Genomic DNA, 26,141 nt, shown 5'->3' on the forward strand with positions numbered 1-26,141 from the left:
CCGGGGGGTGCGGGCGTACAGCTCCTCCGCGAGGGAGAAGACGTCGCGGTGCCGGAACCGGGCCGCGGTGCGGTCGGTGATGCCGTGCGCTTCGAGTCCGGCGGCGATCTCCAGCGGGTCGACGGCCCGCTCGCAGAGTTCCCGGTGCCGGTGCAGCAGCGACTTGACGGGGTCCCCGCCGGGGGCGCGCCGTCGGGGGGCCTGCGGGGCCGGACCGTCGGAGCCCGCGAGGGGGCGGGGACCCGCGGGCCCGGGACCCGCGTCCGCGCTGGGCGGTGCCGCCTGTGCGACGGGTACGGCCGGCACGACGGGTGCGACCGGCACGACGGGTACGACCGGCACGGCCGGTGCGCCGCCGGGGCCGTGCGCGTCGCCCGCGAGGGGGCCGTGGTCGAGGGTGGTCACGCGGTGGCCTCCGTGATCCCGGGGGCGCCGCCGGTGGGACCGGGGGCCGCCCAGGTGGGGGTGGTCCAGTGGCCCGGGACCCGGGCTTCCGCGGGCTGCTCGAAGGGGATCTCCCCGTCGGGCCGGGCGGAGCCGCGGGCCAGCAGCCGCAGGTAGATCTCCTGGAAGGCCGTCACGTTCTGCTCGACGGTGAACAGTTCGAGGGCGCGGGCCCGGGCTGCCGCGCCGAGCCGCTGGGCCCGTTCGGGTTCCCCCAGCAGGGCGAGGCAGGCGTCGGCGAGGGCGCGGGGGTTGCGGGGCGGGACGACGAGTCCGGTGCCGCCGATGACCTCGCGGACGGCGCCGACGTCGGTGGAGACGGTGGCCCGGCCGCAGAACATGGCTTCGGCGAGGGTGATGGGGAATCCCTCGATCACCGAGGACAGCACCACGATCCGCCCGGCTCCGTAGGCGTCGGCCGGTGAGGGCGCCTCGGGACCGCCGACCTCCTCGAAGGTGACGGGACTCTCCCCCACCGTGCGGGCGTCGGCGGCCTCGTCCGGGAAGAGCTGCGCGGCCAGCGAGCGGCAGTCGGCGAGGTAGCCGAGGGCGGCGGCGCCGGGTGCGACGGCCGTGGCGAAGATCCGCAGCCGGGCCCGCGGGGCGGCCCTGCGGACTTCGGCGAAGGCGTGCAGCAGGGCGATCAGGTCCTTGGCCGGGTCGATCCTGCCGACCCACACCAGGGTGTCGGGATCGCCGCAGTCCGGTTCCTCGCCGACGGCGGCGAATCGGTCCGCCTCCATCCCCGGGTAGACGGTGCGCAGCCGGTCGCGGGGGGCGCCGCAGCGTTCCTGCCAGCGGCGGGCGTGGGCGTTGCCGGGGGTCAGCAGGTCGGCCCGGGCGTAGATCTCACCGGCGAGCCGGGTGTGGAAGGCGGCGAGCAGGGCGCGGAGCGCGGGCCGGGTGTCGTCGGTGTCGGCCAGGTAGTGGGAGCGCAGTTGCACCCCGTACTCGGTGACCAGCAGCGGGACCCCGAAGAAGCGTTTGGCCAGCAGGCCGGGGAGCGCGGCGACCCCGCCGGCGGCGGCGTGGCAGACGTCGACCGCGCCGAGGCCCTCGCCGCCGTCCTCGTACCAGTCGAGGGACAGCGGGCGCAGCGCCTTTTCGAGTTCGTCGACGAATTCCAGCAGGTCCGGGACCTGTGCCTGTTGGACGGCGCGGCCGGCGCCGCGTGCCCGGCAGGCCGACTCGACCGTGCGCACGGCGGTCTCCGAGCGCAGGGCGGCGTACATCCCGCCTTGGTCGCGGGCGAGTTCGGCGAGGTCGTAGAGCCCGGCGGCGAAGGGGTCGCCCTGGCCGGCGCAGACGCCCCGGACCAGTTCCCCGAAGGCTTCGGTGAAGCGGCGCCGCTCGCGGCGGGAGTGGGTGCGCCCGTCGTCGGCGGGGGCCCACAGCGGGGCGGTCCGTACGCGGGTGACGTGGTCGGGGAGCCGGACGCGGCCGTGCTCCTCCTGACGGGCGCTGCGGCTCAGCGCGTAGAGCTCGAACTCGTGCTGCGGGAGGCCCCGCACGAGCCGGTCGCACCACAGCCTCGCCTCTCCGGCCGCATACGGATATCCGCCTTCCGTGAGCAGTGCGATCCGCACGAGTGGCACCCCCGATCTCCCGTTCAGGGGGTCGCCGTTGGCCCGGCGACCCGCCGCGGAAGAACTCAAGCGGATATGCCGAAGGCGCGACGGACGGTTGTCCGTCGCGCCACCGGAAGGGGTGAAGAGTCGTAACTTTCCCGTACGGTTCGCGTTCGAGCACGCTAGGAAAGGGTGTCTCCCCGGCCTCCCCCGCGCTCCCCCGAACGCGCCCCGAATTCCCGGGCGCGCCCGTCGCGGCTACGCGATGGCCTGCTGGCGCGCGGACCGGCGGTCGGCGGCCAGCGCCGGGTCGAGGGCCGGTACGGCGTCGAGCAGTCGGCGCGTGTACGGGTGGGCGGGTCGGTCGTAGACCCGGTCCACGGGGCCCTCCTCGACGATCAGGCCGCCGCGCATGACGGCGACCCGGTCGCTGACCTGTCGGACCACAGCCAGGTCGTGCGCGATGAAGACGAGCGCGATGCCCAGCTCCCGTTGGAGCTCCGCCAGCAGGGCCGTGACCTGTGCCTGGGTGGTGACGTCGAGGGCGGAGACCGGTTCGTCGCAGACGATCAGCCGGGGCCGGGGGGCGAGCGCGCGGGCGATGCCGACGCGCTGGCGCTGGCCGCCGCTGAACTCGTGCGGGTAGCGGTCGTAGTGCCCCGCCTCCAGTCCGACGCGGGCGAGGAGTTCCCCGACCCGGGAGCGGATGGCGTCCTCGTCGCGCTCCCCGGCGGCGCGCAGCGGGTCGGCGATGGACTCCCCGACGGAGCGGCGCGGGTTGAGGGAGGACACCGGGTCCTGGAAGACCATCTGGGCGCCGTCGGCGATGCCCCTGACCTCGGTGCCGGCGTGCCGGACCTGCCCGGAGGTGGGTGCGAGCAGGCCGACGAGCATCCGGCCGAGGGTGCTCTTGCCGCTGCCGCTCTCCCCGACGATGCCGAGCGTCTCCCCTTCCCGCACGACGAGGGACACGCCCTCGACGGCGGTGACCCGGCGCCCGCCCCGGCCGAACTCCCGGCTCAGCGCGAGGGCCTCGACGGCGGGCGCGGAGTCGGCGGGGGCGGCCCGCAGCCGGGGCGGCCGGGGGGTGTCGAGACGGGGCACGGCGGCCAGCAGGGTCCGGGTGTAGGGGGCTTCCGGCGCGGAGAGGACGTCGGCGACGGGGCCCCGTTCGACGGCGGAACCGTCGCGCATGACGAGCAGCTCGTCGACGCTCTCCGCGGCCACGCCCACGTCGTGGGTGACCAGCAGCAGGCCGAGTCCGCGTTCCTCGCGCAGTCCGTGCAGCAGGTCCAGGATCTGCGCCTGGACGGTGACGTCGAGCGCGGTGGTCGGTTCGTCGGCGATCAGCAGGCGCGGCTCGCAGGCCAGGGCCATCGCGATGAGGGCGCGCTGGCGCATGCCGCCGCTGAACTCGTGGGGTCGGGAGCGGGAGCGTCGTACGGCGTCGGGGATGCCCACCCGGTCCAGGACCTCTACGGCCCGCTTCCGGGCGGCCCGCCGGGAGCCGCCCGCGTGGACCCGGTACACCTCGGCGATCTGGTCGCCGACGGCGTAGTACGGGTCCAGGGCGCCGAGCGGGTCCTGGAAGACCATCGCGGCGACCGATCCCCGCAGTCGGCGCAGGTCGGCGGCGGAGGCCGTGCCCACGTCGGTGCCGTCGACGCGGACGGTTCCGCCGAGGCGGGCGCCCGTACCGCGGTGCAGCCCCAACAGGGCCGCGGCCACCGTGGACTTGCCGCTGCCGGACTCGCCGACGATGCCCAGCGCGCGGCCGGGTCGCAGGGTGAAGGAGACGCCGTCGACGGCCCGTACGTGTTCGCCGGGCGCGCCGACCGGGAAGTCGACGACGAGGCCGTCGACCTCCACCAGGAGTTCCGTCATGCGAGGGCCACCCTTCTGTCGGCGACGGCGTAGAGCAGGTCGGCGACGGCGCCCGCGATGACGACCGCCGCTCCGATGGCGAGGACGACGCCCACGACGACGGGCAGGTCGACGACGCGCACGCCGTCGATCAGGGTCTTGCCGAGGCCGGGGATGCCGAAGAGGGACTCGGTGAGGACCGCGCCGCCGATCATCGTGCCGAAGTCCACGGCGCTGAGGGCGATCACGGGGGCGACCGCGCCGCGCACGGCGTGCCGGGTGACGATGGCGCGCTCGCCCACGCCGTAGGCGCGGAAGGTGCGGATGTGGTCCTCCGCGAGTGTTTCCAGCGTCGAACTACGCGTGAGGCGCGCGTACTTGGCGCTTTCGAACAGGCCGAGCGTGAACCAGGGCAGGAGCAGGTTCCAGGCCCACTGCTCGGGATCCTCGCCCAGCGGGACGTAGGTCGGGAAGGGCAGCCACTGGAGGTGGGCGCAGACCACCATGAGCAGCAGCAGGCCGAGGATGAAGACGGGCGTCCCCGTGCCGGCGAGGGTCAGGACGGTCAGGGCCCGCTCGGTGAGGCCGCCGCGACGCATGGCGGAGAGCAGTCCGGTGCCGACGCCGATGACGAGCCAGATGACGAGCGCGCCGACGGCGAGCGACAGGGTCGCGGGCAGCCGTTCCAGGAGCAGCTCGGTGACCTGCCGGTCGTTCTGGTACGAGAAGCCGAGGCAGGGGGCGTCGCAGCGCAGCAGCGTCCCGGCGCCGCCGGAGTAGTCCCGGCCGACCAGGATTCCCTGGAGGAAGCGCAGGTACTGCACGGTCACGGAGTCGTTCAGGCCGAGTTGCTCGCGGACCTGGGCGATCTGCTGCGGGCTGCAGCGTTCGCCGCAGGCGAGGCGGGCGGGGTCGCCGGGGGCGACGTAGAAGAGGGCGTAGATGACGACGGACAGGGCGAGCAGGACGAGGAGGGCGCCGCCGGTCCGTTTGAGCACGAATCGGGTCACGCCGTGCGTTCCTTCCTGGTGCCGACCCGCAGGCGCGAGCCCTCGCGCGGGTCGAGGGCCGTGCGGACGGCGTCGCCGAGGACGGTGAAGGCCAGCACGGTGACGAAGAGCAGCCCGGCGGGGAGCAGGACGTAGGCGGGGTCGGCGCGGAACCAGGTCTGCGCGCTGGACAGCATCTGCCCCCACGAGGGGGTGGGGGGCTTGACCCCGACCCCGAGGAAGGAGAGCGAGGCCTCGGCCACCATGGCGGTGGGGACCTTGATCGCCGCGAGGGTGATGACGGGTGCGGCCAGCGCGGGCAGCAGTTCGCGGCGGGCGATCCGCAGGGTGCCGTTCCCGGAGAGCCGGGCGGATTCGACGAAGTCGAGGCCGGTCAGGGCGAGGGTCTGGGCGCGGACCATGCGGGCGGTGCCGCCCCAGTCGAACAGTCCGATGAGCAGGATCAGGAGCAGCTCGCGGGGGAAGTCGGGCGGGACGACGGCGGTGAGGGCGATGCCGATCACCAGCATGGGCAGCGCGATCATCACGTCGGTGAAGCGGCCGATGAGTTGGCTCACGAAGCGGTTGCCGAGGGCCGCGGCGAGTCCGACGGCCAGGCCGACGGCGATCTGCACGACGGTGGCGCCGAGGGCGACGAGGAGCGAGACCCGCGCTCCGTAAAGGAGGCGGGTGAAGAGGTCGCGGCCGGTGCCCGGTTCGACGCCGAGCCAGTGGTCGGCGGAGACGCCGCCGAAGGAGCCGAGGGGGACGCCGCCGCGCGCGGAGTCGACGAGGTCGTCGTGGTAGGCGTTCGGGTCCTGTCCGGTGAGCTGGGCGAACAGTGGTGCGGTGAGGGCGAGGAGGACGAGCAGTGCCAGGACCGCGGCGGCCGCGACGGCCGAGGGCCGGCGCAGGACCCGGCGCAGGACCTGGCGCGCGGCGCCCGCCGCCGGGGTGACGACCCCGGCGGCGGAGACCGGCTTTTCGATCAGGACGCTCACTTGACGGAGACCTGCGAGATGTCGAGGACGCCGGTCCAGTCGCTGATGACGACGTTCTTGACGTCCTTGCCGACGAGTCGCTTGTAGACCGGGTGGAAGAGCGGCACGTCGAGGGCCTGCTCGCCGATCTTCTTGTCGAGGGCGCCCCAGCGCTTGCCCGCGGCGGCGAGGTCGGTGAGTTTGGCGATCTCGTCGATCTCGGTGTTCACGGCCGGGTCGTTCAGCTGGGCGTGGTTGTAGTTGGAGCCGTTGGTGACGATCTGCCGGCCGTCGAAGATCGGGGCGAGGAAGGGGGCGCCGGAGGGCCAGTCGGCGCCCCAGCGGGAGAGGAAGAAGCCGGGCGTGTTCTTGACGTCCCAACGCTTCTCGTTGAAGGCGTTGTTCTCCAGGCCCTCCAGCTTGACGGTGATGCCCGCGGCGGCGAGGGCCTGCTGGACGGCGGTGGCGACCTCGGGGCTGGTCTGCCGGTTCTGCGCGGTGGAGTGGGTCAGGGTGATGGTGAGGCCGTCGGGGTGGCCCGCTTCCTTGAGGAGCTCCTTGGCCTTCTCCGGGTTGCCGGTCTTCCCCGCCGGGAAGTGGTCGTAGGCGGTGAAGCCGAAGGCCTCGCGTTCGGGCAGGAAGGTGGTGGCGGGCTCGGCGAGGGCGGAGCCGCCGGCCGCGTTGATGACGCTGGTGCGGTTGATCGCGTAGGAGATGGCCTGGCGGACCTTCGGGTTGTCGAAGGGGGCGACCTTCGGGTTGAAGGCCAGGTAGTTGATGTAGCCGAAGTGACCGGTGCCGACGCGGGACGCCAACTCGTTCTTGTCGGCGGAGTCGCCGATCTGGGCGAGTTCCGCGGGGCCCAGATTCGTGTCGGTGGTGACGGCGGCCGCGTCGGGGCCGGAGCTGGTGGTCAGCCGCTGGTTGATGACCGCGGCGTCGAGCCCGGAGCGGACATCGATTTTGTCGGGGTAGGCCTTGCGCTCCTCGTCGGTCTTCTCGTCCCAGTGCTCGTTGCGTTCCAGGGTGAGGTGCTCGCCGTCGCCGTCGTTCTTGACGACCTTGTACGGACCGGAGGAGACCGGGTGTTCCTCGTACTTGACGCCGGTGTCCTTGGCCTTGGGCACGGGGGCGAACTGTGTCTGGGTGGCGAGGAAGGGGAACTCGCCCTCGGGCTTGCGGAGTTTGAAGACGATCGTCCTCGCGTCCGGCACCACGATGGAGTCGAGGCCCTTCCCGCCGTCCTTGTAGGGGCCTTCGTAGCTCTCTCCGCCGACCAGCCAGTCCCTCAAGTAGGGTGCGCCGCCCGAGAGTTCGGCGGCGAAGGACCGCTCGATGCCGTACTTGATGTCGGCGGTGGTGATCGGGGAGCCGTCCTCGTACTTCAGCCCGTCCTTGAGGGTGTAAGTCCACTCGGTGGCGTCCGCGTTGGGCTTGCCGAGGTCGGTCGCGAGGTCGGGGACGACCTTCGCGCCGGCCGGGCCGTCCTCGCGGTTGCGGGTGGTCAGCGTGCGGAAGACCAGCGAGGGAACGTTTCCGCCGCCCGAGGTGTAGAGCCGCGCGGGGTCGAAGTCGCTCTGCGGCTCGTTGTTGAGGACGGTCAGGGTGCCGCCCTTCTGCGGCGCGGACCCGGTGGCGCCCGGCTTGCCTCCGGCGGCGGCCTTGTCCGTGGCGTCCTCGGGCCCGCACGCCGCGGCTCCCCCGGCCAGTACGAGGCTGACGGCGACCGCGGCCACGCGGCGCGCTATGTGGGACTGACGGGCTGGACCGACGGAATGCATGGGAAAGGGGACCTCTCGGCATGGGGTGGGATGCGGAAAAGGCCACGCGAGGGCAGCTGTCGCCGGTCGGCGAACGGAAAAGGACCGTCGGGAAGGAGCAGCCGCGCCCGCGGGCAGGAAATACCCGGGCGCGGCGGGACGGTCGGTGAGGAAGTCGCGCGCTCAGGCAGGCGTCAGCGACAGGAGATGTCGGCCACGCTGTGCGCGGCCACACCGAGGAGCGCCAGCTCGATGGCGGCGCTCGCGAAGAGGGTGTGGCGGTGCGACATGCGGAGAACAATTACCGATGAGCGGACACCTTGTCAACGAAACAGCCGGCGCCGCTCGGAGTCTTTCCCTCAACTCCCCGGGAAAACCCAGGGATTGGGCTTGCACTGAATATTGTTGATGTCGAGGGATTTCGTCTGCTGCTGCATGATCGGCGCGAGCGCGCCCGGCGTCTGGCAGCTCACGTGCCCGTGTCCGAGCCGGTGCCCGACCTCGTGGTTGATGAGCATCTGGCGGTAGGCCAGCATCTGGTCGGGGCCGAAGGTCGTCGACCCCTGCGCCCAACGGAACGCGTTGATCATGACGCGTTCGGTGGAGGCGGAGTCGCAGGAGACGTTGTCGACGGTGGTGTCCAGCGAGGACTTGGCGCACCATTCGCCGGTCGTCCCGGGACTGGCCAGGGTGATCACGAACAGCACGTCGCCGGCCGGTACCCGCTCGAAGGTCATCTGCCCGCCGTGGGACCAGCTGCGCGGATCGTTGAGGGTGCGCTGCACGGCGTCCGCGAAGAGCTGCTGGTCCATGCCGAGCCCCTGCTCGACGTCGACCCGGTAGCGCACCACCTTGCCCTTGCCGGGCGCCTTGTCCACGCCGGCCACGGTGTCGAAGGTGCCGGGGCCCTTCAGTCGGGCGTCGATCGGCAGTTGCAGCGCCATCCGCTGTTCGTACGTCAGTGGTTGCTCGGGCGCGGGTGCGGCCACGACCGGCGGGGAGTCGGGGGTGGGGCGGCCTTCGGAGCGGTCCGTGCGGCCGCTCATGGCCCGATCGGCGCCGTCGTCCCCGGCGGCGCGCGTCCCGCCGACGGAATCGTCGTCGAGCGCCACCTGGCCCGCGACGACGACGGCCAGGACGGTGGTGACGGCCGCGGCGGCCATCCCGGTGTACGTACGGAACTTCGCGCCGCGCCCGGAGCCGGTGCGCCCGCCGGCGGCGGCCGGCTCGGGCTCCCGCGGCCCGGGCACGAGGGGCGCCGCCGCGAACGGGTCGGGGGCGGGCCGCCCGGAGACGAAGAGGTCGTCCGCGAACGGATCGGGCGCGAAGGGATCGGCAGCGAACGGATCCGTGACGAGCGGACGGGGCGCGACCGACGTGGGCGCCGCGGCGGAGCGCGGTTGCGGCGGGGCGAACGCGGCGTTCCGGGGGGTCCCCCGCCAGTCCCCGTAGACGGTCGGGGGAGCGGGCTCCACCGGCGGGTGCGCGCCCCAGGCTCCGCCGGGTTCGTGCTGCTCGGGCCGGCCGCCGGGCCGCGCGCCGGGACCGGGAGGGGCCGGCGGGACGTACCCCTGGTGGATGACGGTGGGCTCGGGCGCCCGGCGCGGCTGCGCTTGGGGGGCTGGAGGCGCCGGGGGGAAGTCGGCGGCCGCGGACGTCCCGTAGGGCGCCGGTTCGTACAGGGCGCCGGAGAAGGGTCCGTACGGATCCTCGTACGGGTCCTCGTAGCGCTCGGGCTCCGGCCGCGGCGGGCCGCCCACCGGAGCGGGGGCGGCGGGAGCAGGGGCCTTGCGACTATGTCGTCCCACGGTCCTCAGCCCTTGCCGTCTTCGGCTTCTCGATCGGTGTCGTGCAACAGCTCCCGGAAGGCGGCGGCGACCACCTCCGGGTACTCCATCATCGCCACGTGCCCGGCCTCGGGCAGGCACAGCAGCCGCGAACCCCTGAAGGCCGCGGCGGCCTTGCGCGCCATACGGTACGAGACCAACTGGTCCCGGCCACCGTAGACCAGCAGGGTCGGCGCGAGCACCCGCTGGGCCTGACGCCACAGCCCGTGCTGCCCGCCGAGGGTGTAGGCGTCGACGATCCCCCGTGACGAACGGGCCAACGCGTCCCAGAAGTACGGCAGGGCCATGCGCCGTTCCATCTCCTCGACGGCCCACCCGAAGCCCTCCGGTGTCACCCGTGTGGGGTCCCCGTAACAGAGCGCCGTCACCCCCCGGGTGCGCTGTTCGGCGGTCAGCCCGCGGGTGAGCCGCGTGCACAGGGTGGCCATGCCGGGCAGCGCCAGCAGGGCGGTGGGGACGGCCGATCTCTGCACGCGCAGTTCCGGCAGCGCCGGCGACACCAGCGTCAGCGTGCGCACCAGGTCGGGGCGGACGGCCGCGATCCGGGTGGAGACGGCGCCGCCGAGGGAGTTCCCGAACAGGTGGACGGGCCCGCGCCCGGCGGCGTCGAGGTGGCGGATGACGGCGCGGGCGAGCGCGGTCACCGAGTAGTCCCGGTCGGCGGGCGGCGGGGACCAGCCGAAGCCCGGGAGGTCGACGGCCTCGGCGTCGACGGCGCCGGCCAGCCGCTCCATGAGCGCCGACCAGTTCTGGGAGGAACCGCCGAGTCCGTGCACGAAGAGCGCGGGCGGCAGACCCTCCCTTACGGGTGGCCGAAAACGTACGTTCAGCTCCAGGCCCGGCAGCGTGACGGTGCGCAGCCGCTCTCCCTCGGCCACTCGCACCGCTCCCACCTGGGAGTTCGGCTCGACGGTGGACCGCACACCCGGCAGCTCGGTCGAAGACATGGGGCAATGTTACGAGAGGATCACGCCCACCCCTCGGACTTCCCTTGTGTTCGCGGTCACAGGACCACCTGGCGGCGCATCCCCGATCCTCCTAGGCTCGTAGGTACGAGCGAAGGCGAGGGGAGCGCGATGACAGTCGACCCTGCGGAACCGGACACCTTCCGGGGGAGGAATCCGGAGATCACCGACCCCGAGGCGCCCGAGGCGGACGTCGCGGAGCAACAGGCCGAACTCCAACCGCAGGAGGACGACCCGCTGTCCGGCCTGGAGCCGGGTGAGGCACCCGAGGCGGACGCCGCGGAACAGGCCCGCGTCGTACCGCTCGACGAGGAGGACTACCGCTGACGGGCACCGGCGGCCCGCCCACGGCCCGCGCCCGCCGCTGACCAGCGTGTCCGGCCGGTCCGTACCGCGAGAAAACTCGGCTTGAACCCACCAGATCGGGTTACCGAAAAGTACGATGGCGGCGCGGCGCAGAGCGCACTGTGTACTGAAAGAAAGTGGGAGGCGGCGTGACAGCCATCGAGCAGACCGAGGCAGCGCGTCCGCGGGGCACGCGACTGCCGCGTCGCGCCCGGCGCAACCAGCTCCTGGGCGCGGCCCAGGAGGTCTTCGTCGCACAGGGTTACCACGCCGCCGCGATGGACGACATCGCGGAGCGGGCCGGAGTCAGCAAGCCGGTGCTCTACCAGCACTTCCCCGGCAAGCTCGACCTCTACCTGGCGCTGCTGGACCAGCACTGCGAGGCCCTGTTGGTCGCGGTGCGCACGGCGCTGGAGTCGACCACCGACAACAAGCTGCGCGTGGCCGCGACGATGGACGCCTACTTCGCGTACGTCGAGGACGAGGGCGGCGCCTTCCGGTTGGTCTTCGAGTCGGACCTGACGAACGAGCCCGCGGTGCGCGAGCGCGTCGACCGGGTCTCGCTCCAGTGCGCCGAGGCGATCTCCGACGTCATCGCCGAGGACACGGGGCTGTCGAAGGACGAGTCGATGCTGCTGGCCGTGGGCCTGGGCGGGGTGTCGCAGGTGGTGGCCCGGTACTGGCTGTCCAGCGAGAGCCCGGTCGCCCGGGACACGGCCGTCGACCTGCTGACGTCGCTGGCCTGGCGCGGCATCGCCGGTTTCCCGCTGCACGGCACGGACGCCTGACCGGCACCTGTTCGCTGCGAGCGTGTCCGCCGCGAGCCGATCGTGTCCCCTCTCCGGGCTAATGTGGACCGGGTACGGCGCGGCTGATCGCGCGAACCGGACCGTCGGAGGGACAAAGCCGTGGAGGTCAAGATCGGCGTGCAGCACGCACCCCGGGAGATCGTGCTGGAGAGCGACCTGAGCGCCGAGGAGCTGGAGAGCATCGTCTCCGCCGCGCTGTCGGGCACGGCGCCGCTGCTCAGCCTCACCGACATCAAGGGCCGCAAGGTCCTGGTGCCGTCGGACCGCCTGTCGTACATCGACCTGGGCGAGCCGAGCGTGCGCAAGGTCGGCTTCGGAGCGCTCTGAAGCACCGAGAACTGAGAGGAACGGCCCGGCGGTTGACTCCGCCGGGCCGTTTCCCTTTGTTCCGCTTCGGGTAGGACCGCACTGACCGCCCGCCCCGACGCATGGGAGTGACCAGATGCTGCTGATGGAGGCGCTCGGCTCCGGTCTGTTGGGCCTCGCCCTGGCCGGCGCGGCCGTGCGGGTTTTCGCCCGGCGGCTGCCGTCTCCCGGAACCGTCCTGGTCAGTGGTGTGGCGGGGGCGCTCTTCGGGGCCTACCTCACGCACACCGCGCTGGGCCCGGGACACAACACCCTGGCCTACACGTTCCTCGGTGCCGCCCTGGTGTCGACCGTCGTACTGTCCCTGCTGCTGCGCCCCGCCCCGCACTCGGGGAGGCCGCCCCACAGGGCTCCGTTTTCGCTCCCGTCGCGGGGCTGAGACGCCGACGCCGAAGCGCCCGCGGGAGCCCGGGACCGGGCCCTGAGGGGCCGCACGAGGGGTCCTGAACAGCCGAACGGGGGCCCTGTGGGCAGGACCCCCGAACTTCCACGCCCGTGCTGCCGTCAGGCGGCCAGGCCCAGTGCGGCCATCCGCTTGGTGTGCGCCTTCGTGATCCGGGTGAACATCTCGCCGACGGCCGCCAGGTCGAAGCCCGCCGCCATTCCGTCGACGCCGCCGACCAGCATCGTCGACAGCGCGTCGCGCTCGGCGACCACCCGCTGCGCCTGCGAGAGCGCCTCGCCCATCAGCCGGCGCGCCCACAGCGCGAGCCGGCCGCCGCAGCGCGGGTCGGCCTCGATCGCGGCGCGGACCTTCTCGACGGCGAAGCCGCCGTGGCCGGTGTCGTCGAGCACACCGACGACGAGCGCGCGGGTGTCGGTGTCCAGGTGGGTGGCGACCTCACGGTAGAAGTCGCTGGCGATCGAGTCGCCGACGTACGCCTTGACCAGGCCCTCCAGCCAGTCCGACGGGGCGGTCTGGCGGTGGAAGTCGTCGACGCCCTTCGCGAAGGGCTCCATCGCGGCCGTCGGCTCGACGTCGATGGCGGCCAGCCGCTCGCGCAGCCGCTCGAAGTGGTGGAACTCCGCGGAGGCCATCTTCGCGAGTTCGGCCTTGTCATCGAGGGTGGGTGCGAGCTTCGCGTCCTCCGCGAGCCGCTCGAACGCCGCGAGCTCTCCGTACGCCAGCGCGCCGAGGAGGTCCACGACGGCGGCCCGGTACTGGGGCGACGCCGAGGCGGTCGCCCAGTCCTGGGCGGCGATTCCGTGCGCCTCGGCGGGGGCGCTGTCGTCGGCGGGAGATGCGTTTTCTACGGTCGACATGCCCCGCACAATAGCCGCCCGAAAGGCCGCACAAGTCACCACACCTGTGCACTGTCGGTCCACGTAAACGCGCCTACCCGGTGAATTCACCCGACACAGCTGCGCGATTCCGGGGTACAGTGGTAATGCGCCTGCCGAATACTCGGCGGGCCATCCGAATGAGGATGCCCGGTCGGTGGCCCGATCGGCTCCAACCCGACCGCCCTCGGTGTGGTGCGTACGTCCATGCGTACAGCCTCCGCACGAGGGGCCCCCTCAGCGGCAGAAGCGCTTGAGCGAAGGCTAGTGGTCCCGCGCAGCTTCGTACGTAGCAGTACTGCAAGCACGGCACGGTACGACCCCCCTCGCCGCCTCGCGCCGCGTCTCACAGAAGAGGCAGCACCCTGACTACGTTCCGAGACCTCGGGATCTATCCCGAGACGGCCGAGGCCCTTGAGGCCGTCGGCATCGTGTCCCCCTTCCCGATCCAGGAGATGACCCTCCCCGTCGCCCTTTCCGGCACGGACGTCATCGGCCAGGCGAAGACCGGCACCGGCAAGACGCTGGGCTTCGGCCTCCCCCTGCTGGAGCGCGTCACCGTTCCCGCCGACGTCGAGGCCGGCCGCGCCCGCCCCGACCAGCTGACGGACGCCCCGCAGGCCCTCGTGGTGGTTCCCACCCGCGAGCTGTGCACCCAGGTCACCAACGACCTCCTCACCGCGGGCAAGGTCCGCAACGTCCGCGTCCTCGCCATATACGGCGGCCGCGCGTACGAGCCGCAGGTCGAGGCGCTCAAGAAGGGCGTCGACATCATCGTCGGCACCCCGGGCCGCCTGCTCGACCTGGCCGGCCAGAAGAAGCTCGACCTCTCGCACGTCCGCGCGCTCGTCCTGGACGAGGCCGACGAGATGCTCGACCTGGGCTTCCTGCCCGACGTCGAGCGGATCATGAGCTACCTGCCGCCGAAGCGACAGACGATGCTGTTCTCGGCGACCATGCCGGGCGCGGTCATCGGTCTGGCCCGTCGCTACATGACGCAGCCGACGCACATCCGCGCCGTCTCCGAGGACGGTGAGGGCGCGACCGTCGCCAACACCACGCAGCACGTCTTCCGTGCGCACAACATGGACAAGCCGGAGCTCGTCTCCCGCATCCTGCAGGCCGAGGGCCGTGGCCTCGCCATGATCTTCTGCCGCACCAAGCGCACGGCGGCCGACATCGCCGAGCAGCTGGAGAAGCGCGGCTTCGCCTCGGGCGCCGTCCACGGCGACCTGGGCCAGGGCGCCCGCGAGCAGGCGCTGCGCGCCTTCCGCAACGGCAAGGTTGACGTGCTGGTCTGCACCGACGTCGCCGCTCGTGGCATCGATGTCGAGGGCGTGACCCACGTCATCAACTACCAGACGCCGGAGGACGAGAAGACCTTCCTGCACCGTGTGGGCCGCACCGGCCGCGCGGGCAAGAAGGGCATCGCCGTCACCCTGGTCGACTGGGACGACATCCCGCGCTGGCAGCTGATCAACAAGGCGCTGGAGCTGGACTTCCACGACCCGGTCGAGACGTACTCCACGTCTCCGCACCTGTACGAGGAAATGAACATCCCGGCCGGCACCAAGGGCATCCTGCCCCGCGCCGAGCGCACCCGGGCCGGTCTGAAGGCCGAGAACCTCGAAGACCTCGGTGAGACCGGTGGGCGCGGTGGCCGTGGTGGCCGCGGCCCCGCCGCCGCCGCCGTGGTGACCGAGGAGCGTCCGGCACGCACCCGTACGCCGCGTCAGCGCCGCCGCACCCGTGGTGGCTCGGACCTCGACGCCGAGGCCGTGGACGCGCCGGTGACCCCGGCCGCCGAGGCCGCCGAGGCCGTTCAGGGCGTCGACGAGCCGCGCAGGCCGCGCCGCCGCCGCACCCGGGTGTCCGCCGGTGCAGCCGCCGCCGCGGTGGCCGAGGCCGCCGTCGTCGAGGCTCCGGTCGCCGAGGCGCCGGTCGCCGTCATCGAGGCGCCGGTCGTCGCCGACGAGGCTCCGGTCAAGGCGCGTCGCACCCGGACCCGCAAGGCCGTGGCGCCCGCCGCCGAGGCCGTCGTCGAAGCCGTCGCCGATGCGGCCGTCATCCCGGCCCCGGCCGAGGAGGCCCCGGCCGCCCCGCGTCGGACCCGGGCCCGCAAGGCCGTGGCGCCCGTCGCCGAGGCCGTCGTCGTCCCGGCTCCGGCCGTGGCCGAGGAGGCTCCGGTCGCGCCGCGCCGTCCCCGCGTCCGCAAGGTCGTGGCGCCCGCCGCCGACGAGCCGGACTTCCAGATGGCCCCGCTGGTGGAGCCGCCGGTCAAGACCCGCCGGACCCGGCCCCGCAAGGTCGAGGCCGCTCCGGTCGTCGAGGTCGCCGCGCCGGCCGAGGAGGCCCCCACGAAGCCGAAGCGCACGCGGGCCCGCAAGGCGGCCCCGGCCGCCGAGGTCGCCGCTGCGGCGGTCGCCGCCGAGGAGGCCCCGGCCAAGCCGCGGCGCACCCGCGCCCGCAAGGTCGCGGAGACCGCCCCGGAGGCGTAGGCGCACTCGCCCTCGAACGGCCCCGGCCCCCTTTCACGAGGGGCCGGGGCCGTTCTCGTACCCGGGGGCTACGGGCCGGTAGCCTCGGGACATGAGCAAGCCGCCGCGCCTCACGCTGCCGTCCGTCGCCCGCGCGTACCGCCTCACCACCGCCCGCGGCGAGTTCGCCGTGCACGAGGCCGGGCAGCCCGTACGGGGCACCGCCCTGCTGGTTCCCGGGTACACGGGGAGCAAGGAGGACTTCGTCGGCCTGCTGGGGCCCCTGGCCGGGGCCGGGTACCGGGTCGTCGCCGTCGACGGGCGCGGCCAGTACGAGACCCCAGGGCCGCGCGACGAGGCGGCGTACGGGCTGGAGGAGCTGGCCCGCGACGTGCTGGCCCAGGCCGCCGCGCTGGGCGGGGGCCCGCTGCACCTGGTCGGTCACTCCCTGGGCGGCCTCATCGCCCGCGCGGCCGTCCTGCGCGACGCCGCGCCCTTCGCCTCGCTCACCCTGATGAGCAGCGGGCCCGGCGCGATCACCGAGGTCCAGCGGGCGCGTACGAAGCTGCTGGTCGCCGGCCTGGAGGCGTTGCGGGACGACATGCCGGCGCTGTGGGAGGCGATGCGGGCCCAGGACCCGCCGGACGCGGTCCCCGACGGCCCCGCGATGACGGAGTTCCTGCGGGAGCGCTGGCTCGCGACCGTACCCGAGCAGCTGATCACCACCGGCCGGGTGCTGATCGGCGAGCCGGACCGGGTGGCTGAGCTGGCGGAGGTTCCGCTGCCCAAGCTGGTTCTGTCCGGAAAGGTCGACTACGCCTGGCCCGTCCCGTTGATGGACGAGATGGCCGTCCGCTTGAGCGCGGCGCGAGTCATCGTCGAGGACGCCGAACACTCCCCCAACGCCGAGAATCCGCAGGTCACAGCCGGTGCGCTGGCTTCCTTCTGGGAGCTCGCCCTCCAGAGGTAGTTAGCGAGTCAAAAAATTTCCTTAGCGTAGGGAATGTTTGCCGCTTACACTTCGTTAACCCTGTGCAAGGAGAAACACCGACGAAGGGAGAAGCCCATGCGCTTCGAGATTCTGCGCCTGAACGACGTCGACGGATCCGCCGTGGACAGCACCGTCGTGGACGCGGCCTCCGTCAACCGGATCGTGCAGCAGGCGGCCTCCGTGGGCCAGCGCATTCTGATCCGACCGGCCGGACCGGCGTCCTCCTGAACTTCGCGCAACGCCCCCGCACCGAAATCCGGTGCGGGGGCGTTCGTGCGCCCGGGACGCCCGCGCGTCCCGGCCGGCGCGTCAGGCTCCGCGTACGACCTGGAGCACGCCGTTGATGATCTGCTGGACGGCGATGGCGGAGAGCATCATGCCCGCGAGCCGGGTCACGAGCACCACGCCGCCGTCCTTGATGACGCGGATGATGACCAGCGAGTAGCGCATGGTGATCCACAGCACGACGTGCATGGCGACGATCGCGCACCACACCGAGACCTGACCGGTCACCCCGTCGGCCTTCTGCACGGCCAGGATGACGGACACGATCGCACCGGGCCCCGCCAGCAGCGGCATGCCCAGCGGGACGAGGGCGACGTTCACGTCCTTGGTCTGCTTGGGCTCGTCGGTCTTGCCGGTGAGCAGGTCGAGCGCGATCAGCAGGAGCAGCAGGCCACCCGCGATCATCAGCGCGGGGACGGAGACGTGCAGGTAGTCCAGGATCTGCTGACCGCAGAGCCCGAAGACGGCGATGACGCCGAAGGCGACGCAGACGGCCTGCCAGGCCATGCGGCGCTGCACCTTGGCGGGACGCCCGGAGGTCAGCGCGAGGAAGATCGGCGTGATTCCCGGGGGGTCCATAATCACGAAAAGCGTGAGAAAAAGGGATCCGAAGACGGCGAAGTCGAGCACAGTGATGCCTTGCAGGTGAGGGGTGCGAAGAAAAAGGGGGAGGAGAGCGCGCGGCGCGGCGCTTACGCGCGGAGGGCTCCGCCGGCGCCGGGCACGGGGAAGGCGCCGGTCGCCCGGCGCGTGATCTCGCCGTAGATCTCGGGGTCGGTCGTGTACTCACCGAGACGGCACGTCTTGCGGCTGCCGTGGTAATCGCTGGACCCGGTCGTCAGCAGGCCCAGGTCGGCGGCCAGGGCGCGCAGCCGGGCACGGGTGTCCGGGTCGTGGTCCATGTGGTCCACCTCGATGCCGTCCAGGCCGGCGGCCGCCATCGCGGCCAGCTCCGCCTCGGACACGCAGTTGCCGCGCTTGACGGCGCCGGGATGCGCGAGGACGGTGACCCCGCCGGCCGCCTTGACCAGGCGGATGGCGTCGAAGGGGTCGAACTCGTGCTTCTCCGCGTAGGCGCGGCCGCCGTTGGCGAGCCACTGCTCGGTGAACGCGTCGGAGACCGTGGGGACGACGCCCAGCTCGACGAGGGCGGTGGCGATGTGCGGGCGACCGACCGAGCCGTCACCGGCGATGCGCGCCACCTGTTCCCAGGTGATGTCCACACCGAGTTCCCGCAGCTTGCCGATCATGGCCTGGGCCCGGGGGGTGCGGTCGTCGCGGACGAGCTCCCGCTCCCGGAAGAGCTCGGGCTCCAGCGGGTCGAAGAGGTACGCCAGCATGTGCAGGCCGACCCCGTCGAGACGGCAGGACAGCTCGGCCCCCGTGACCAGGGTCAGCCCGTCGGGGAGGGCGGCGGTCGCCTCGGCGTATCCGCCGACGGTGTCGTGGTCCGTCAGCGCGACCACGTCGAGACCCGCGGCGGCGGCGTTGCGCACCAGCTCGGCGGGGGTGTCCGTGCCGTCGGAGGCGGTGGAGTGGGCGTGCAGATCGATGCGCACAGCCGAACTCCAGGGCTCGCGGGGACGGGGGGACACTCCAGGATAACCGCGTCGACCCCGTGCCCTTACCCTGCCGGGCGCCCACTGGCAAGCCCCTCCCGCGACCGACCGGGGATCAGGGGCTCAGGATGCGGGGGCTCAGGGCGCCGCAGGGCAGGAGCTCCACCTCGGAGCCCGCGTCCCGGAGGTCGGTGAGGACCAGTTCGTCGTACATGAGGAGGCCGGACTGTTCCGGCCAGACGATGGCCCACAGCCACAGCCCCCGCGCCTCGCCCGCGAAGACGGCGCGGTCGTCGGGAACGCCCTTGAGGTGCCACAGCGGCGCCGGCCGCCCGGCGGCGACGACCTTCGCGTCCGGCGGGCCCGACACATCGATGTGCGGGCCGGGGTCCGGCCCGTCGATGCCCGCGAACCGCGCGCCGAGTCCGACGCCGAGTTCCTCGGCGACCAGCAGCAGCTCCCCGAGGCCCCCCAGCGGCCCGGGGCCCGAGCAGGCGACGGCGGTGGCGCGGCCGCCGCTGCGGTCGTCGCCTGCGGTCGCGATTCCGGTGAACAGCCACCCCACCGGAAGGGGCCACGGCATCCACACCGGCACCCGCGCCCGGTGGACGACCACGTCGAGTCCCTCGACACTGGGCGGGATGACGGGCTGCAACGGGTGGACGGCGCCGTGCGCGGCGCACTGCCAGGAGTCGGCGAAAAGACCGGGCGCGCGCACCCGGCCACCGCACTTCGGGCAACTCGGTTCGCCCCTCATAAGAAGCACGCTCCTCCCCGCCCGGCGCCCCGTCAAGGCACGGTCACCCGTCCGGATGTCATCCGTACCCGCGGGCGCGGCGCTCAGTCCAGTGCGACGGCCGTACGCAGAGGGTCCCGCAGATCGGTGCCGCGCGCGAGCCAGCGTTCCTGGAGGGCGGCGGCGCCGTGGACGCGCTTCCAGGCGGCCTCGTTCGCGGTCATCGGCAGGAGGGGGAGGAAGCGGACCGGGTCCATGGGTTCGTCCAGGTCGAGGTCCTCGACCAGCCCACCGGACTCGGCGACGAGCACGGAGGTGAACGGGGCCCCGTCCCAGAGGGGTTCGCCGACGTCGAGGGAGGCGCCGGGGGCGACGACGAGCCCCTCGACCATCGGGGACGCCGCCAGCACGGCGAGCGGGCGCAGCAGTTTGTCGGTCGGGGCGAGCCCGGCCCGTACGGTCAGGACCAGCTCGGCGCGCGGGCCTCGCACCGGGTCGGCGACCATGTCGGTCGGGTCGGTCATGGGGTGTGCGGACATGCCGAGGGTCGCGTACCGCAGGAGGTCTCCCTCGGCGAAGCGGAGGACCTCGATGCGGTCGGTGCCCAGGAAGGTGACGGCGGCGCGGGCGTCGGGCTCGCCGAACGTGCTGCGGAGCCGGGCTTCGACGAGGGCCGGAATTTCTGCCATGGAACGAGCATAGAACTCGTATCGCGTGGGTAAAGCGCGGGTCCTGACCACCCGTCGGCTGTTAGTGTGGACAGCTGGTCGGGGCCGCGTGCAGCAGGGCCCCGTCCGAAGGCGGTGGAGGACGTCCCCCACGGGGGACCGGCCGGAGGAGGTGGGGCTGCAATGGATCGAAGTCGATCGTGCAGTACCAATCGCTCTTCCACTTCTGCGGCGGGCGCTTCCCGCCCTCTGTGATCTTCTGATCAGTAGAAGAGCGACGGCAGAACTTTGTCCTCCCGTCCTGCTTCCTTCCGTTCGCCCCGGGCCCACCCGCCCGCGCGCCGGAAGGTCTCCCACCCGTACGGTCCGCAGCCGTGCGCGCGAAGGAGCCTGCCATGTCGATGCTGCCCTACCTCCGTGCCGCCGTCCGTCCGGCACTGCGCCGGTCCACCCCCGCACAGCCCGGTTACGACGCCACCCGCGACCCCTCCGCCAGTAGCGCGGTCGTCGACTGCGCCGTGTACCGCGACGGGCGCAGAGACCCGCGGGAGCCGGGGTCGGCGTGCCTGACGCCGCGTGAGGCGATCCGTCGGGTCCGCGAGGACGGCGGTTTCGCCTGGATCGGTCTGCACGAGCCGACCGAGGCGGAGTTCGCGGGGATCGCCGCCACCTTCGGTCTGCACCCGCTGGCCGTCGAGGACGCGGTGCACGCGCACCAGCGGCCGAAGCTGGAGCGCTACGACGACACCCTCTTCACCGTCTTCAAGACGATCCACTACGTCGACCACGCCGAACTGACGGCGACCAGCGAGGTCGTGGAGACCGGCGAGGTGATGTGCTTCACCGGACCGGACTTCGTCATCACCGTCCGGCACGGCGGCCAGGGCTCCCTCAAGGGCCTGCGCCACCGCCTCCAGGACGACCCGGACCTCCTCTCGCGCGGCCCCTCGGCGGTGCTGCACTCGATCGCCGACCACGTCGTCGACGGGTACATCGCGGTCGCGGCGGCCGTGCAGGACGACATCGACGTGGTGGAGAGCGAGGTCTTCGCCGCTCCCGCCAAGGGTGTCGCGCGCGGCGGTGACGCGGGACGGATCTACCAGCTCAAGCGCGAGGTGCTGGAGTTCAAGCGGGCGGTGGCGCCGCTGCTGCGGCCGATGGAGCTGCTGAGCGAACGGCCGATGCGGCTGGTGGACCCGGCCGTCCAGAAGTACTTCCGCGACGTGGCCGACCACCTGGCGCGGGTGCACGAGCAGGTCGTCGGCTTCGACGAACTGCTGAACTCGATCCTCCAGGCCAACCTCGCGCAGGCGACGGTCGCCCAGAACGAGGACATGCGCAAGATCACCTCGTGGGCGGCGATCATCGCGGTGCCGACGATGATCTGCGGGGTGTACGGGATGAACTTCGACCACATGCCCGAGCTCCAGTGGAAGTACGGCTACCCGATGGTGATGGCCACGATCGTCGGGGTCTGTTTCACGATCCACCGCGCGCTGCGCCGCAACGGCTGGCTGTAGCGCGCCGCAGGCGAAGGCCTACCCTGTGCGCATGACTCTCAGCGCGCTCGACCTCGCCCTCGTCGAGGAGGCCTCCAAGAAGTCCGGCCTGATCTGGGTCCGCGGTGACGGCGCCGACCGGGCGCTGTGGCACGCCTGGGTGAACGGCGCCGCGCACGTCCTCGGGGACGGGCCCGGCGAACAGCCGTTCCCGGGGCTGGCCGACGGGTCCACCGCCGAGGTGACCGTGCGCAGCAAGGACAAGGGCGGCCGTCTCGTCGCCTGGACCGCGGCCGTACGGGAGCTGGAGCCGCGCGGCGAGGCGTGGGAGGCGGCGGTCGCCGAGCTCAAGGGCAAGCGGCTGAACGCGCCCGACTCGGAGCGGATGACGGACCGCTGGGCGCGCGAGTGCCGGCTGCTGCGCCTGGAGCCGGTGGCGGTGGCCGGAGCGATGCCGGGTGGTTCGCTGGCCGCGGTTCCGTTGCCGACCCAGGCGACGACCCGCCGGGCGATTCCCGCGGGGTTGCCGAAGCTGCTGCTGAAGCGGAAGAGGAAGAGCGGGCGCTGAGGACGCGCTCAGCCCGCGGTGCCCGGACCCGTACCGGAGCCCGAACCCGAGCCCGCGCCCGCTCCCGCCGTGTTGGTGGGGGCCGGTGAGGCGCCGCCGCCCTGCCCGTCCTTCGTCGTGGGCAGTTCGACGGTCTGGTCCTCCTGGGGCGGGTCCAGCGGGAAGGGCTTGCCCCATTCGGCGAGTTCCACCCGGCCCGCGCCGCCCGCGCGTTCCATCAGCAGCGGGTAGGGCGTGCCCGTCAGGGAGACGGAGAGCCGGCCGCCCTTGCCGCCCTCCGCCAGGACGGGTACCACGCGGGTCGGGCCGACCGTGCTGTACGGGCCCTTGGTGAGCTTGCCGTCGAGACCGAGCAGGCCGTCGAGCAGGACGTCCATGTCGGTGAAGCCGCGGAACTGCTTGTAGGAGGGGTCGTTCTCGGGGACCTTCACGTACTTGTCGCCGAGTTTGCCCGCCGAGTCGGACTTTCCCCAGAAGGCGGCGCTCGCCTTCAGGTAGAGCTGCTCGCCGACGCGCAGCAGCTGGAAGGTGTCCTCCTGCGACTTCACCTCGCCGGTGCCGCCCTCGGACTTCAGCCGCATGTCGAGGGTGAAGGTCTTGCCGCCGGTCACCAGGGTTCCGGACAGGTGCACCGATTCGGCGGCCGTGGCGGCCGCCTTCGCCTGGGCCTCGATCTTCTCGGCGGGGAGCTTGCCGATCCCGTTCGTGCCCTTGTCGGGGTCCTTCTTCTCGCCGCAGCCCGTACCGGTGACGGCGAGGCCCGCGCACAGGGCGCCGATGACGGCGGCCCGGCGCAGCCGTACGGCTGAGGGGTAGGCGGTCACGGGCGGGTGCCTCTCGTCGTGCGGCTGCGGGCAGCAGGCAGCGTACCCGCCCGGGGCTCGGCCGCTTCCGGACCCCCGGGCGGACGGCCCCACCAGGACGGTTGCGCGCGGCACGGGCTAGCCTGGGGCACGGCAGGACTGTCGATTGACGCTCTAGGAGGCGCTCGGATGGCTGCAGGCGCCCCGCGGATCTTCGTCTCGCATCTGTCGGGTGTGCCCGTCTTCGATCCCAACGGCGATCAGGTCGGCCGGGTCCGGGACCTGGTCGCGATGCTGCGCGTGGGCGGCCGGCCGCCCCGACTGCTCGGGCTGGTCGTCGAGGTGGTCAGCCGGCGTCGGATCTTCCTGCCGATGACCCGGGTGACGGGCGTGGAGTCCGGCCAGGTCATCACCACCGGCGTCGTCAACATGCGGCGCTTCGAGCAGCGCCCGACCGAGCGGCTGATCCTCGGTGAGCTGCTGGACCGCCGGGTGACGCTGGGGGCGACCGGCGAGGACGTCACCGTCCTCGACGTGGCCATCCAGCAGCTCCCGGCCCGCCGGGACTGGGAGATCGACCGGATCTTCGTCCGCAAGGGGAAGGCGGGCGCGCTGCGCCGCCGCGGCGAGACCCTGACGGTGGAATGGTCCGCGGTGACCGGCTTCTCGCTGGAGGAGGACGGGCAGGGCGCCGAGAGCCTGGTGGCGACCTTCGAGCAGATGCGGCCGGCGGACCTGGCGAACGTCCTGCACCACCTGACCCCGAAGCGGCGCGCCGAGGTGGCCAACGCCCTCGACGACGACCGGCTCGCGGACGTGCTGGAGGAGCTCCCCGAGGACGACCAGGTGGAGATCCTCGGCAAGCTGAAGGAGGAGCGCGCGGCGGACGTCCTGGAGGCGATGGACCCGGACGACGCGGCCGACCTGCTGTCCGAGCTGCCGGAGGACGACAAGGAGCGGCTGCTGACCCTGATGCAGCCGGACGACGCCGCCGACGTGCGGCGCCTGATGTCGTACGAGGAGCGGACGGCGGGCGGTCTGATGACCACCGAGCCGATCGTGCTGCGGCCCGACGCGACCGTCGCGGACGCGCTGGCCCGCGTACGGCAGTCGGACCTGTCGCCGGCGCTGGCGGCGCAGGTGTACGTGTGCCGGCCGCCGGACGAGACCCCGACGGGCAAGTACTTGGGGACGGTGCACTTCCAGCGGCTGCTGCGGGACCCGCCGTTCACCCTGGTCAGCTCGATCGTGGACACCGACCTGCCGCCGCTGCGGCCGGACGCGTCGCTGCCGGTGGTGACGAGCTACCTGGCCGCGTACAACATGGTCGCGGTGCCGGTGGTCGACGAGAGCGGCTCGCTGCTCGGCGCGGTCACCGTCGACGACGTCCTGGACCACCTGCTGCCCGAGGACTGGCGCGAGACGGACTTCCATTCCGAGGAGGCCGTGCGTGGCCACTGAGCGGGGGCGCGGCGAAGCCGCGCGCGAACGGCGCCGGGAGCGGCGCGAGCACGCCCGGGACGGCTTGTCCGACCGGCTGGAGGAGGCGGCGGAGCGGCTTCGGCACGAGCGGCCGGAACGTTCCGGCGAGCGGGCGAAGAGCACCGCGCCGTCGGGGTCGAGCGCACTGTCGCGTTCACGCGTCCGGCTGGACCTGCCGCGCCCGGCGCGCCGTCGGCTGCTGCCGGAGTACGACCCGGAGGCGTTCGGGCGGCTGTCGGAGAAGGTGGCGCGGTTCCTCGGCACGGGCCGGTTCATCGTCTGGATGACCCTGGTCATCATCGTCTGGGTGCTGTGGAACATCTTCGCGCCGGACAACCTTCGGTTCGACCAGTACCCCTTCATCTTCCTGACGCTGATGCTGTCCCTTCAGGCCTCGTACGCCGCGCCGCTGATCCTGCTCGCGCAGAACCGGCAGGACGACCGGGACCGGGTCAACCTGGAGCAGGACCGCAAGCAGAACGAGCGGTCCATCGCGGACACCGAGTACCTGACGCGCGAGATCGCGGCGCTGCGGATGGGCCTGGGCGAGGTCGCCACGCGCGACTGGATCAGGTCCGAGTTCCAGGACCTGATCAAGGAGATGGACGAGCGGCGGCTATTCCCGCCGGAACGTGATGAAGGCGACCGCTGAGGAGCTTTCCTGAGCCGTGCTACCGAGCCGTACCATCGGGGCATGGCTACCGACACAAGCTCTGCCGCCGTGCCTGAGCAGGACGCGATCCTGGACGCTCTGGCGACGGTGAACGACCCCGAGATCCACCGGCCGATCACCGAACTCGGCATGGTCAAATCGGTGGAGATCGGCGAGGGCGGCGCGGTGGCCGTCACGGTGTACCTGACGGTGTCGGGCTGTCCGATGCGCGAGACCATCACCAAGAACGTCACCGAGGCCGTCGAGCGGGTCGCGGGCGTCACGTCCGTGGCGGTGACCCTCGACGTGATGAGCGACGAGCAGCGCAAGGACCTCGCGGCCACCCTGCGGGGCGGTACGGCCGAGCGCGAGGTGCCGTTCGCGAAGCCCGGCTCGCTGACCCGCGTGTACGCGGTCGCGTCGGGCAAGGGCGGTGTCGGCAAGTCCTCGGTGACGGTCAACCTGGCCGCCGCGATGGCGGCCGACGGCCTGAAGGTCGGCGTGGTCGACGCGGACATCTACGGTCACAGCGTGCCGCGCATGCTCGGTGTCGAGGGCCGCCCGACCCAGGTCGAGAACATGATCATGCCGCCGTCCTCGCACGGCGTGAAGGTCATCTCCATCGGCATGTTCACCCCGGGCAACGCGCCGGTCGTGTGGCGCGGCCCGATGCTGCACCGCGCGCTCCAGCAGTTCCTCGCGGACGTCTTCTGGGGCGACCTGGACGTGCTGCTGCTCGACCTGCCGCCGGGTACGGGTGACATCGCGATCTCCGTGGCGCAGTTGGTGCCGAACGCCGAGATCCTCGTCGTGACCACCCCGCAGCAGGCGGCGGCCGAGGTCGCCGAGCGGGCCGGCTCGATCGCGGTGCAGACCCACCAGAAGATCGTCGGCGTGGTCGAGAACATGTCGGGCCTGCCGTGCCCGCACTGCGACGAGATGGTCGACGTCTTCGGCTCGGGCGGTGGCCAGAAGGTCGCCGACGGCCTGACGAAGACGGTCGGCGCGTCCGTGCCGGTGCTCGGCACGATCCCGATCGACGTGCGGCTGCGCGAGGGCGGCGACGACGGCACCCCGGTCGTGCTGTCCGACCCGGACTCCCCCGCCGGCGCGGCCCTGCGCGCCATCGCGGGCAAGCTGGGCGGTCGCGCCCGCGGTCTGTCGGGCATGTCGCTGGGCATCACCCCGCGCAACAAGTTCTGAG

At 72.5% G+C, this 26,141-nt stretch carries 26 protein-coding genes and 1 pseudogene; 12 read left to right on the forward strand and 15 right to left on the reverse strand.

Going from position 1 to position 26,141, the window contains the following annotated elements:
• The 9 genes and pseudogenes from NOD94_RS30015 to NOD94_RS30050 all read right to left on the reverse strand — a co-directional run.
• Positions 1-405, reverse strand: a pseudogene (locus tag NOD94_RS30015) (hypothetical protein); the annotation flags it as partial.
• Positions 402-2,030 (reverse strand): GT4 family glycosyltransferase PelF, encoded by a 1,629-nt coding sequence (gene pelF, locus NOD94_RS30020; RefSeq protein ID WP_281209295.1) that lies wholly within the window; start codon positions 2,028-2,030, stop codon positions 402-404. The pseudogene NOD94_RS30015 and the gene pelF, both read right to left, overlap by 4 nt.
• Before the next feature lie 240 nt (positions 2,031-2,270).
• The gene (locus NOD94_RS30025; RefSeq protein ID WP_281209296.1) at positions 2,271-3,896 is read right to left on the reverse strand and encodes an ABC transporter ATP-binding protein; all 1,626 of its coding nucleotides are present in this window, start codon (positions 3,894-3,896) and stop codon (positions 2,271-2,273) included.
• On the reverse strand, positions 3,893-4,885 hold the full coding sequence (locus tag NOD94_RS30030; RefSeq protein ID WP_281209297.1) for an ABC transporter permease: 993 nt from the start codon (positions 4,883-4,885) through the stop codon (positions 3,893-3,895). The genes NOD94_RS30025 and NOD94_RS30030 overlap by 4 nt, the downstream gene beginning before the upstream one ends.
• A complete protein-coding gene (locus tag NOD94_RS30035; protein WP_281209298.1) occupies positions 4,882-5,865 on the reverse strand; it encodes an ABC transporter permease in 984 nt (327 codons plus the stop codon). Before NOD94_RS30035 ends, NOD94_RS30030 begins: the two co-directional genes overlap by 4 nt.
• Positions 5,862-7,625 (reverse strand): ABC transporter substrate-binding protein, encoded by a 1,764-nt coding sequence (locus NOD94_RS30040; RefSeq protein WP_281209299.1) that lies wholly within the window; start codon positions 7,623-7,625, stop codon positions 5,862-5,864. Before NOD94_RS30040 ends, NOD94_RS30035 begins: the two co-directional genes overlap by 4 nt.
• A 173-nt stretch (positions 7,626-7,798) precedes the next feature.
• The gene (locus tag NOD94_RS41495; protein WP_319189154.1) at positions 7,799-7,894 is read right to left on the reverse strand and encodes an Ms4533A family Cys-rich leader peptide; all 96 of its coding nucleotides are present in this window, start codon (positions 7,892-7,894) and stop codon (positions 7,799-7,801) included.
• A 69-nt stretch (positions 7,895-7,963) separates the two neighbouring features.
• Positions 7,964-9,412 (reverse strand): DUF3152 domain-containing protein, encoded by a 1,449-nt coding sequence (locus NOD94_RS30045; RefSeq protein WP_281209300.1) that lies wholly within the window; start codon positions 9,410-9,412, stop codon positions 7,964-7,966.
• A gap of 5 nt (positions 9,413-9,417) precedes the next feature.
• Positions 9,418-10,398: an alpha/beta hydrolase gene (locus tag NOD94_RS30050; protein ID WP_281209301.1), complete on the reverse strand. Its 981-nt coding sequence runs from the start codon at positions 10,396-10,398 to the stop codon at positions 9,418-9,420.
• A gap of 129 nt (positions 10,399-10,527) precedes the next feature.
• Here NOD94_RS30050 and NOD94_RS30055 point away from each other — a divergent pair, with 129 nt between their 5' ends.
• The 4 genes from NOD94_RS30055 (at position 10,528) to NOD94_RS30070 (ending at position 12,315) form a co-directional block, all read left to right on the forward strand.
• Positions 10,528-10,743 (forward strand): hypothetical protein, encoded by a 216-nt coding sequence (locus NOD94_RS30055; RefSeq protein ID WP_281209302.1) that lies wholly within the window; start codon positions 10,528-10,530, stop codon positions 10,741-10,743.
• Between the two features lie 167 nt (positions 10,744-10,910).
• The gene (locus NOD94_RS30060; protein WP_281209303.1) at positions 10,911-11,549 is read left to right on the forward strand and encodes a TetR/AcrR family transcriptional regulator; all 639 of its coding nucleotides are present in this window, start codon (positions 10,911-10,913) and stop codon (positions 11,547-11,549) included.
• A 120-nt stretch (positions 11,550-11,669) separates the two neighbouring features.
• Positions 11,670-11,897, forward strand: coding sequence for a DUF3107 domain-containing protein (locus NOD94_RS30065; protein ID WP_281209304.1), 228 nt, complete (start codon positions 11,670-11,672; stop codon positions 11,895-11,897).
• 115 nt (positions 11,898-12,012) lie between these two features.
• Complete coding sequence (locus NOD94_RS30070) at positions 12,013-12,315, forward strand: hypothetical protein (RefSeq protein WP_281209305.1); 303 nt, start codon at positions 12,013-12,015, stop codon at positions 12,313-12,315.
• 125 nt (positions 12,316-12,440) lie between these two features.
• Here the strand turns inward: NOD94_RS30070 and NOD94_RS30075 are convergent, their stop codons facing one another.
• Complete coding sequence (locus NOD94_RS30075) at positions 12,441-13,199, reverse strand: ferritin-like fold-containing protein (RefSeq protein WP_281209306.1); 759 nt, start codon at positions 13,197-13,199, stop codon at positions 12,441-12,443.
• A gap of 449 nt (positions 13,200-13,648) precedes the next feature.
• Here NOD94_RS30075 and NOD94_RS30080 point away from each other — a divergent pair, with 449 nt between their 5' ends.
• The 3 genes from NOD94_RS30080 to NOD94_RS30090 all read left to right on the forward strand — a co-directional run bounded on the left by NOD94_RS30080 (position 13,649) and on the right by NOD94_RS30090 (position 16,913).
• Positions 13,649-15,715: a DEAD/DEAH box helicase gene (locus NOD94_RS30080; protein ID WP_348652362.1), complete on the forward strand. Its 2,067-nt coding sequence runs from the start codon at positions 13,649-13,651 to the stop codon at positions 15,713-15,715.
• Between the two features lie 91 nt (positions 15,716-15,806).
• Positions 15,807-16,664, forward strand: coding sequence for an alpha/beta hydrolase (locus NOD94_RS30085; protein WP_281209307.1), 858 nt, complete (start codon positions 15,807-15,809; stop codon positions 16,662-16,664).
• A gap of 96 nt (positions 16,665-16,760) precedes the next feature.
• Complete coding sequence (locus NOD94_RS30090) at positions 16,761-16,913, forward strand: hypothetical protein (RefSeq protein WP_281209308.1); 153 nt, start codon at positions 16,761-16,763, stop codon at positions 16,911-16,913.
• Positions 16,914-16,994: 81 nt separating this feature from the next.
• On the opposite strand, the gene NOD94_RS30095 is transcribed toward NOD94_RS30090, so the two are convergent.
• The 4 genes from NOD94_RS30095 to NOD94_RS30110 all read right to left on the reverse strand — a co-directional run bounded on the left by NOD94_RS30095 (position 16,995) and on the right by NOD94_RS30110 (position 19,954).
• A complete protein-coding gene (locus tag NOD94_RS30095) occupies positions 16,995-17,600 on the reverse strand; it encodes a MarC family protein (protein ID WP_281209309.1) in 606 nt (201 codons plus the stop codon).
• Between the two features lie 62 nt (positions 17,601-17,662).
• Positions 17,663-18,529, reverse strand: coding sequence for a PHP domain-containing protein (locus tag NOD94_RS30100; RefSeq protein WP_281209310.1), 867 nt, complete (start codon positions 18,527-18,529; stop codon positions 17,663-17,665).
• 115 nt (positions 18,530-18,644) lie between these two features.
• Positions 18,645-19,286: a DUF6758 family protein gene (locus NOD94_RS30105; RefSeq protein WP_281209311.1), complete on the reverse strand. Its 642-nt coding sequence runs from the start codon at positions 19,284-19,286 to the stop codon at positions 18,645-18,647.
• An 83-nt stretch (positions 19,287-19,369) separates the two neighbouring features.
• The gene (locus NOD94_RS30110; protein ID WP_281209312.1) at positions 19,370-19,954 is read right to left on the reverse strand and encodes a suppressor of fused domain protein; all 585 of its coding nucleotides are present in this window, start codon (positions 19,952-19,954) and stop codon (positions 19,370-19,372) included.
• Positions 19,955-20,328: 374 nt separating this feature from the next.
• Here NOD94_RS30110 and NOD94_RS30115 point away from each other — a divergent pair, with 374 nt between their 5' ends.
• Both NOD94_RS30115 and NOD94_RS30120 read left to right on the forward strand, forming a co-directional pair.
• The gene (locus NOD94_RS30115) at positions 20,329-21,453 is read left to right on the forward strand and encodes a magnesium and cobalt transport protein CorA (protein ID WP_281209313.1); all 1,125 of its coding nucleotides are present in this window, start codon (positions 20,329-20,331) and stop codon (positions 21,451-21,453) included.
• 31 nt (positions 21,454-21,484) lie between these two features.
• On the forward strand, positions 21,485-22,000 hold the full coding sequence (locus NOD94_RS30120) for a hypothetical protein (protein WP_281209314.1): 516 nt from the start codon (positions 21,485-21,487) through the stop codon (positions 21,998-22,000).
• Between the two features lie 8 nt (positions 22,001-22,008).
• On the opposite strand, the gene NOD94_RS30125 is transcribed toward NOD94_RS30120, so the two are convergent.
• Positions 22,009-22,824: a hypothetical protein gene (locus tag NOD94_RS30125; protein ID WP_281209315.1), complete on the reverse strand. Its 816-nt coding sequence runs from the start codon at positions 22,822-22,824 to the stop codon at positions 22,009-22,011.
• Between the two features lie 168 nt (positions 22,825-22,992).
• On the opposite strand from NOD94_RS30125, the gene NOD94_RS30130 reads away from it, so the two are divergent.
• The 3 genes from NOD94_RS30130 to NOD94_RS30140 all read left to right on the forward strand — a co-directional run bounded on the left by NOD94_RS30130 (position 22,993) and on the right by NOD94_RS30140 (position 26,140).
• The gene (locus NOD94_RS30130) at positions 22,993-24,264 is read left to right on the forward strand and encodes a CBS domain-containing protein (RefSeq protein WP_281209316.1); all 1,272 of its coding nucleotides are present in this window, start codon (positions 22,993-22,995) and stop codon (positions 24,262-24,264) included.
• Between the two features lie 166 nt (positions 24,265-24,430).
• Positions 24,431-24,937, forward strand: a complete 507-nt coding sequence (locus NOD94_RS30135) for a DUF1003 domain-containing protein (RefSeq protein WP_281209318.1) — start codon at positions 24,431-24,433, stop codon at positions 24,935-24,937.
• Positions 24,938-25,006: 69 nt separating this feature from the next.
• Positions 25,007-26,140 carry an Mrp/NBP35 family ATP-binding protein gene (locus NOD94_RS30140; RefSeq protein ID WP_281209319.1) on the forward strand — a complete coding sequence of 378 codons (1,134 nt, stop codon included), beginning with the start codon at positions 25,007-25,009 and terminating at the stop codon, positions 26,138-26,140.
• Position 26,141: the final 1 nt, after the last annotated feature.

Source organism: Streptomyces sp. Isolate_45, assembly GCF_024721315.2.
Taxonomy (GTDB): domain Bacteria; phylum Actinomycetota; class Actinomycetes; order Streptomycetales; family Streptomycetaceae; genus Streptomyces.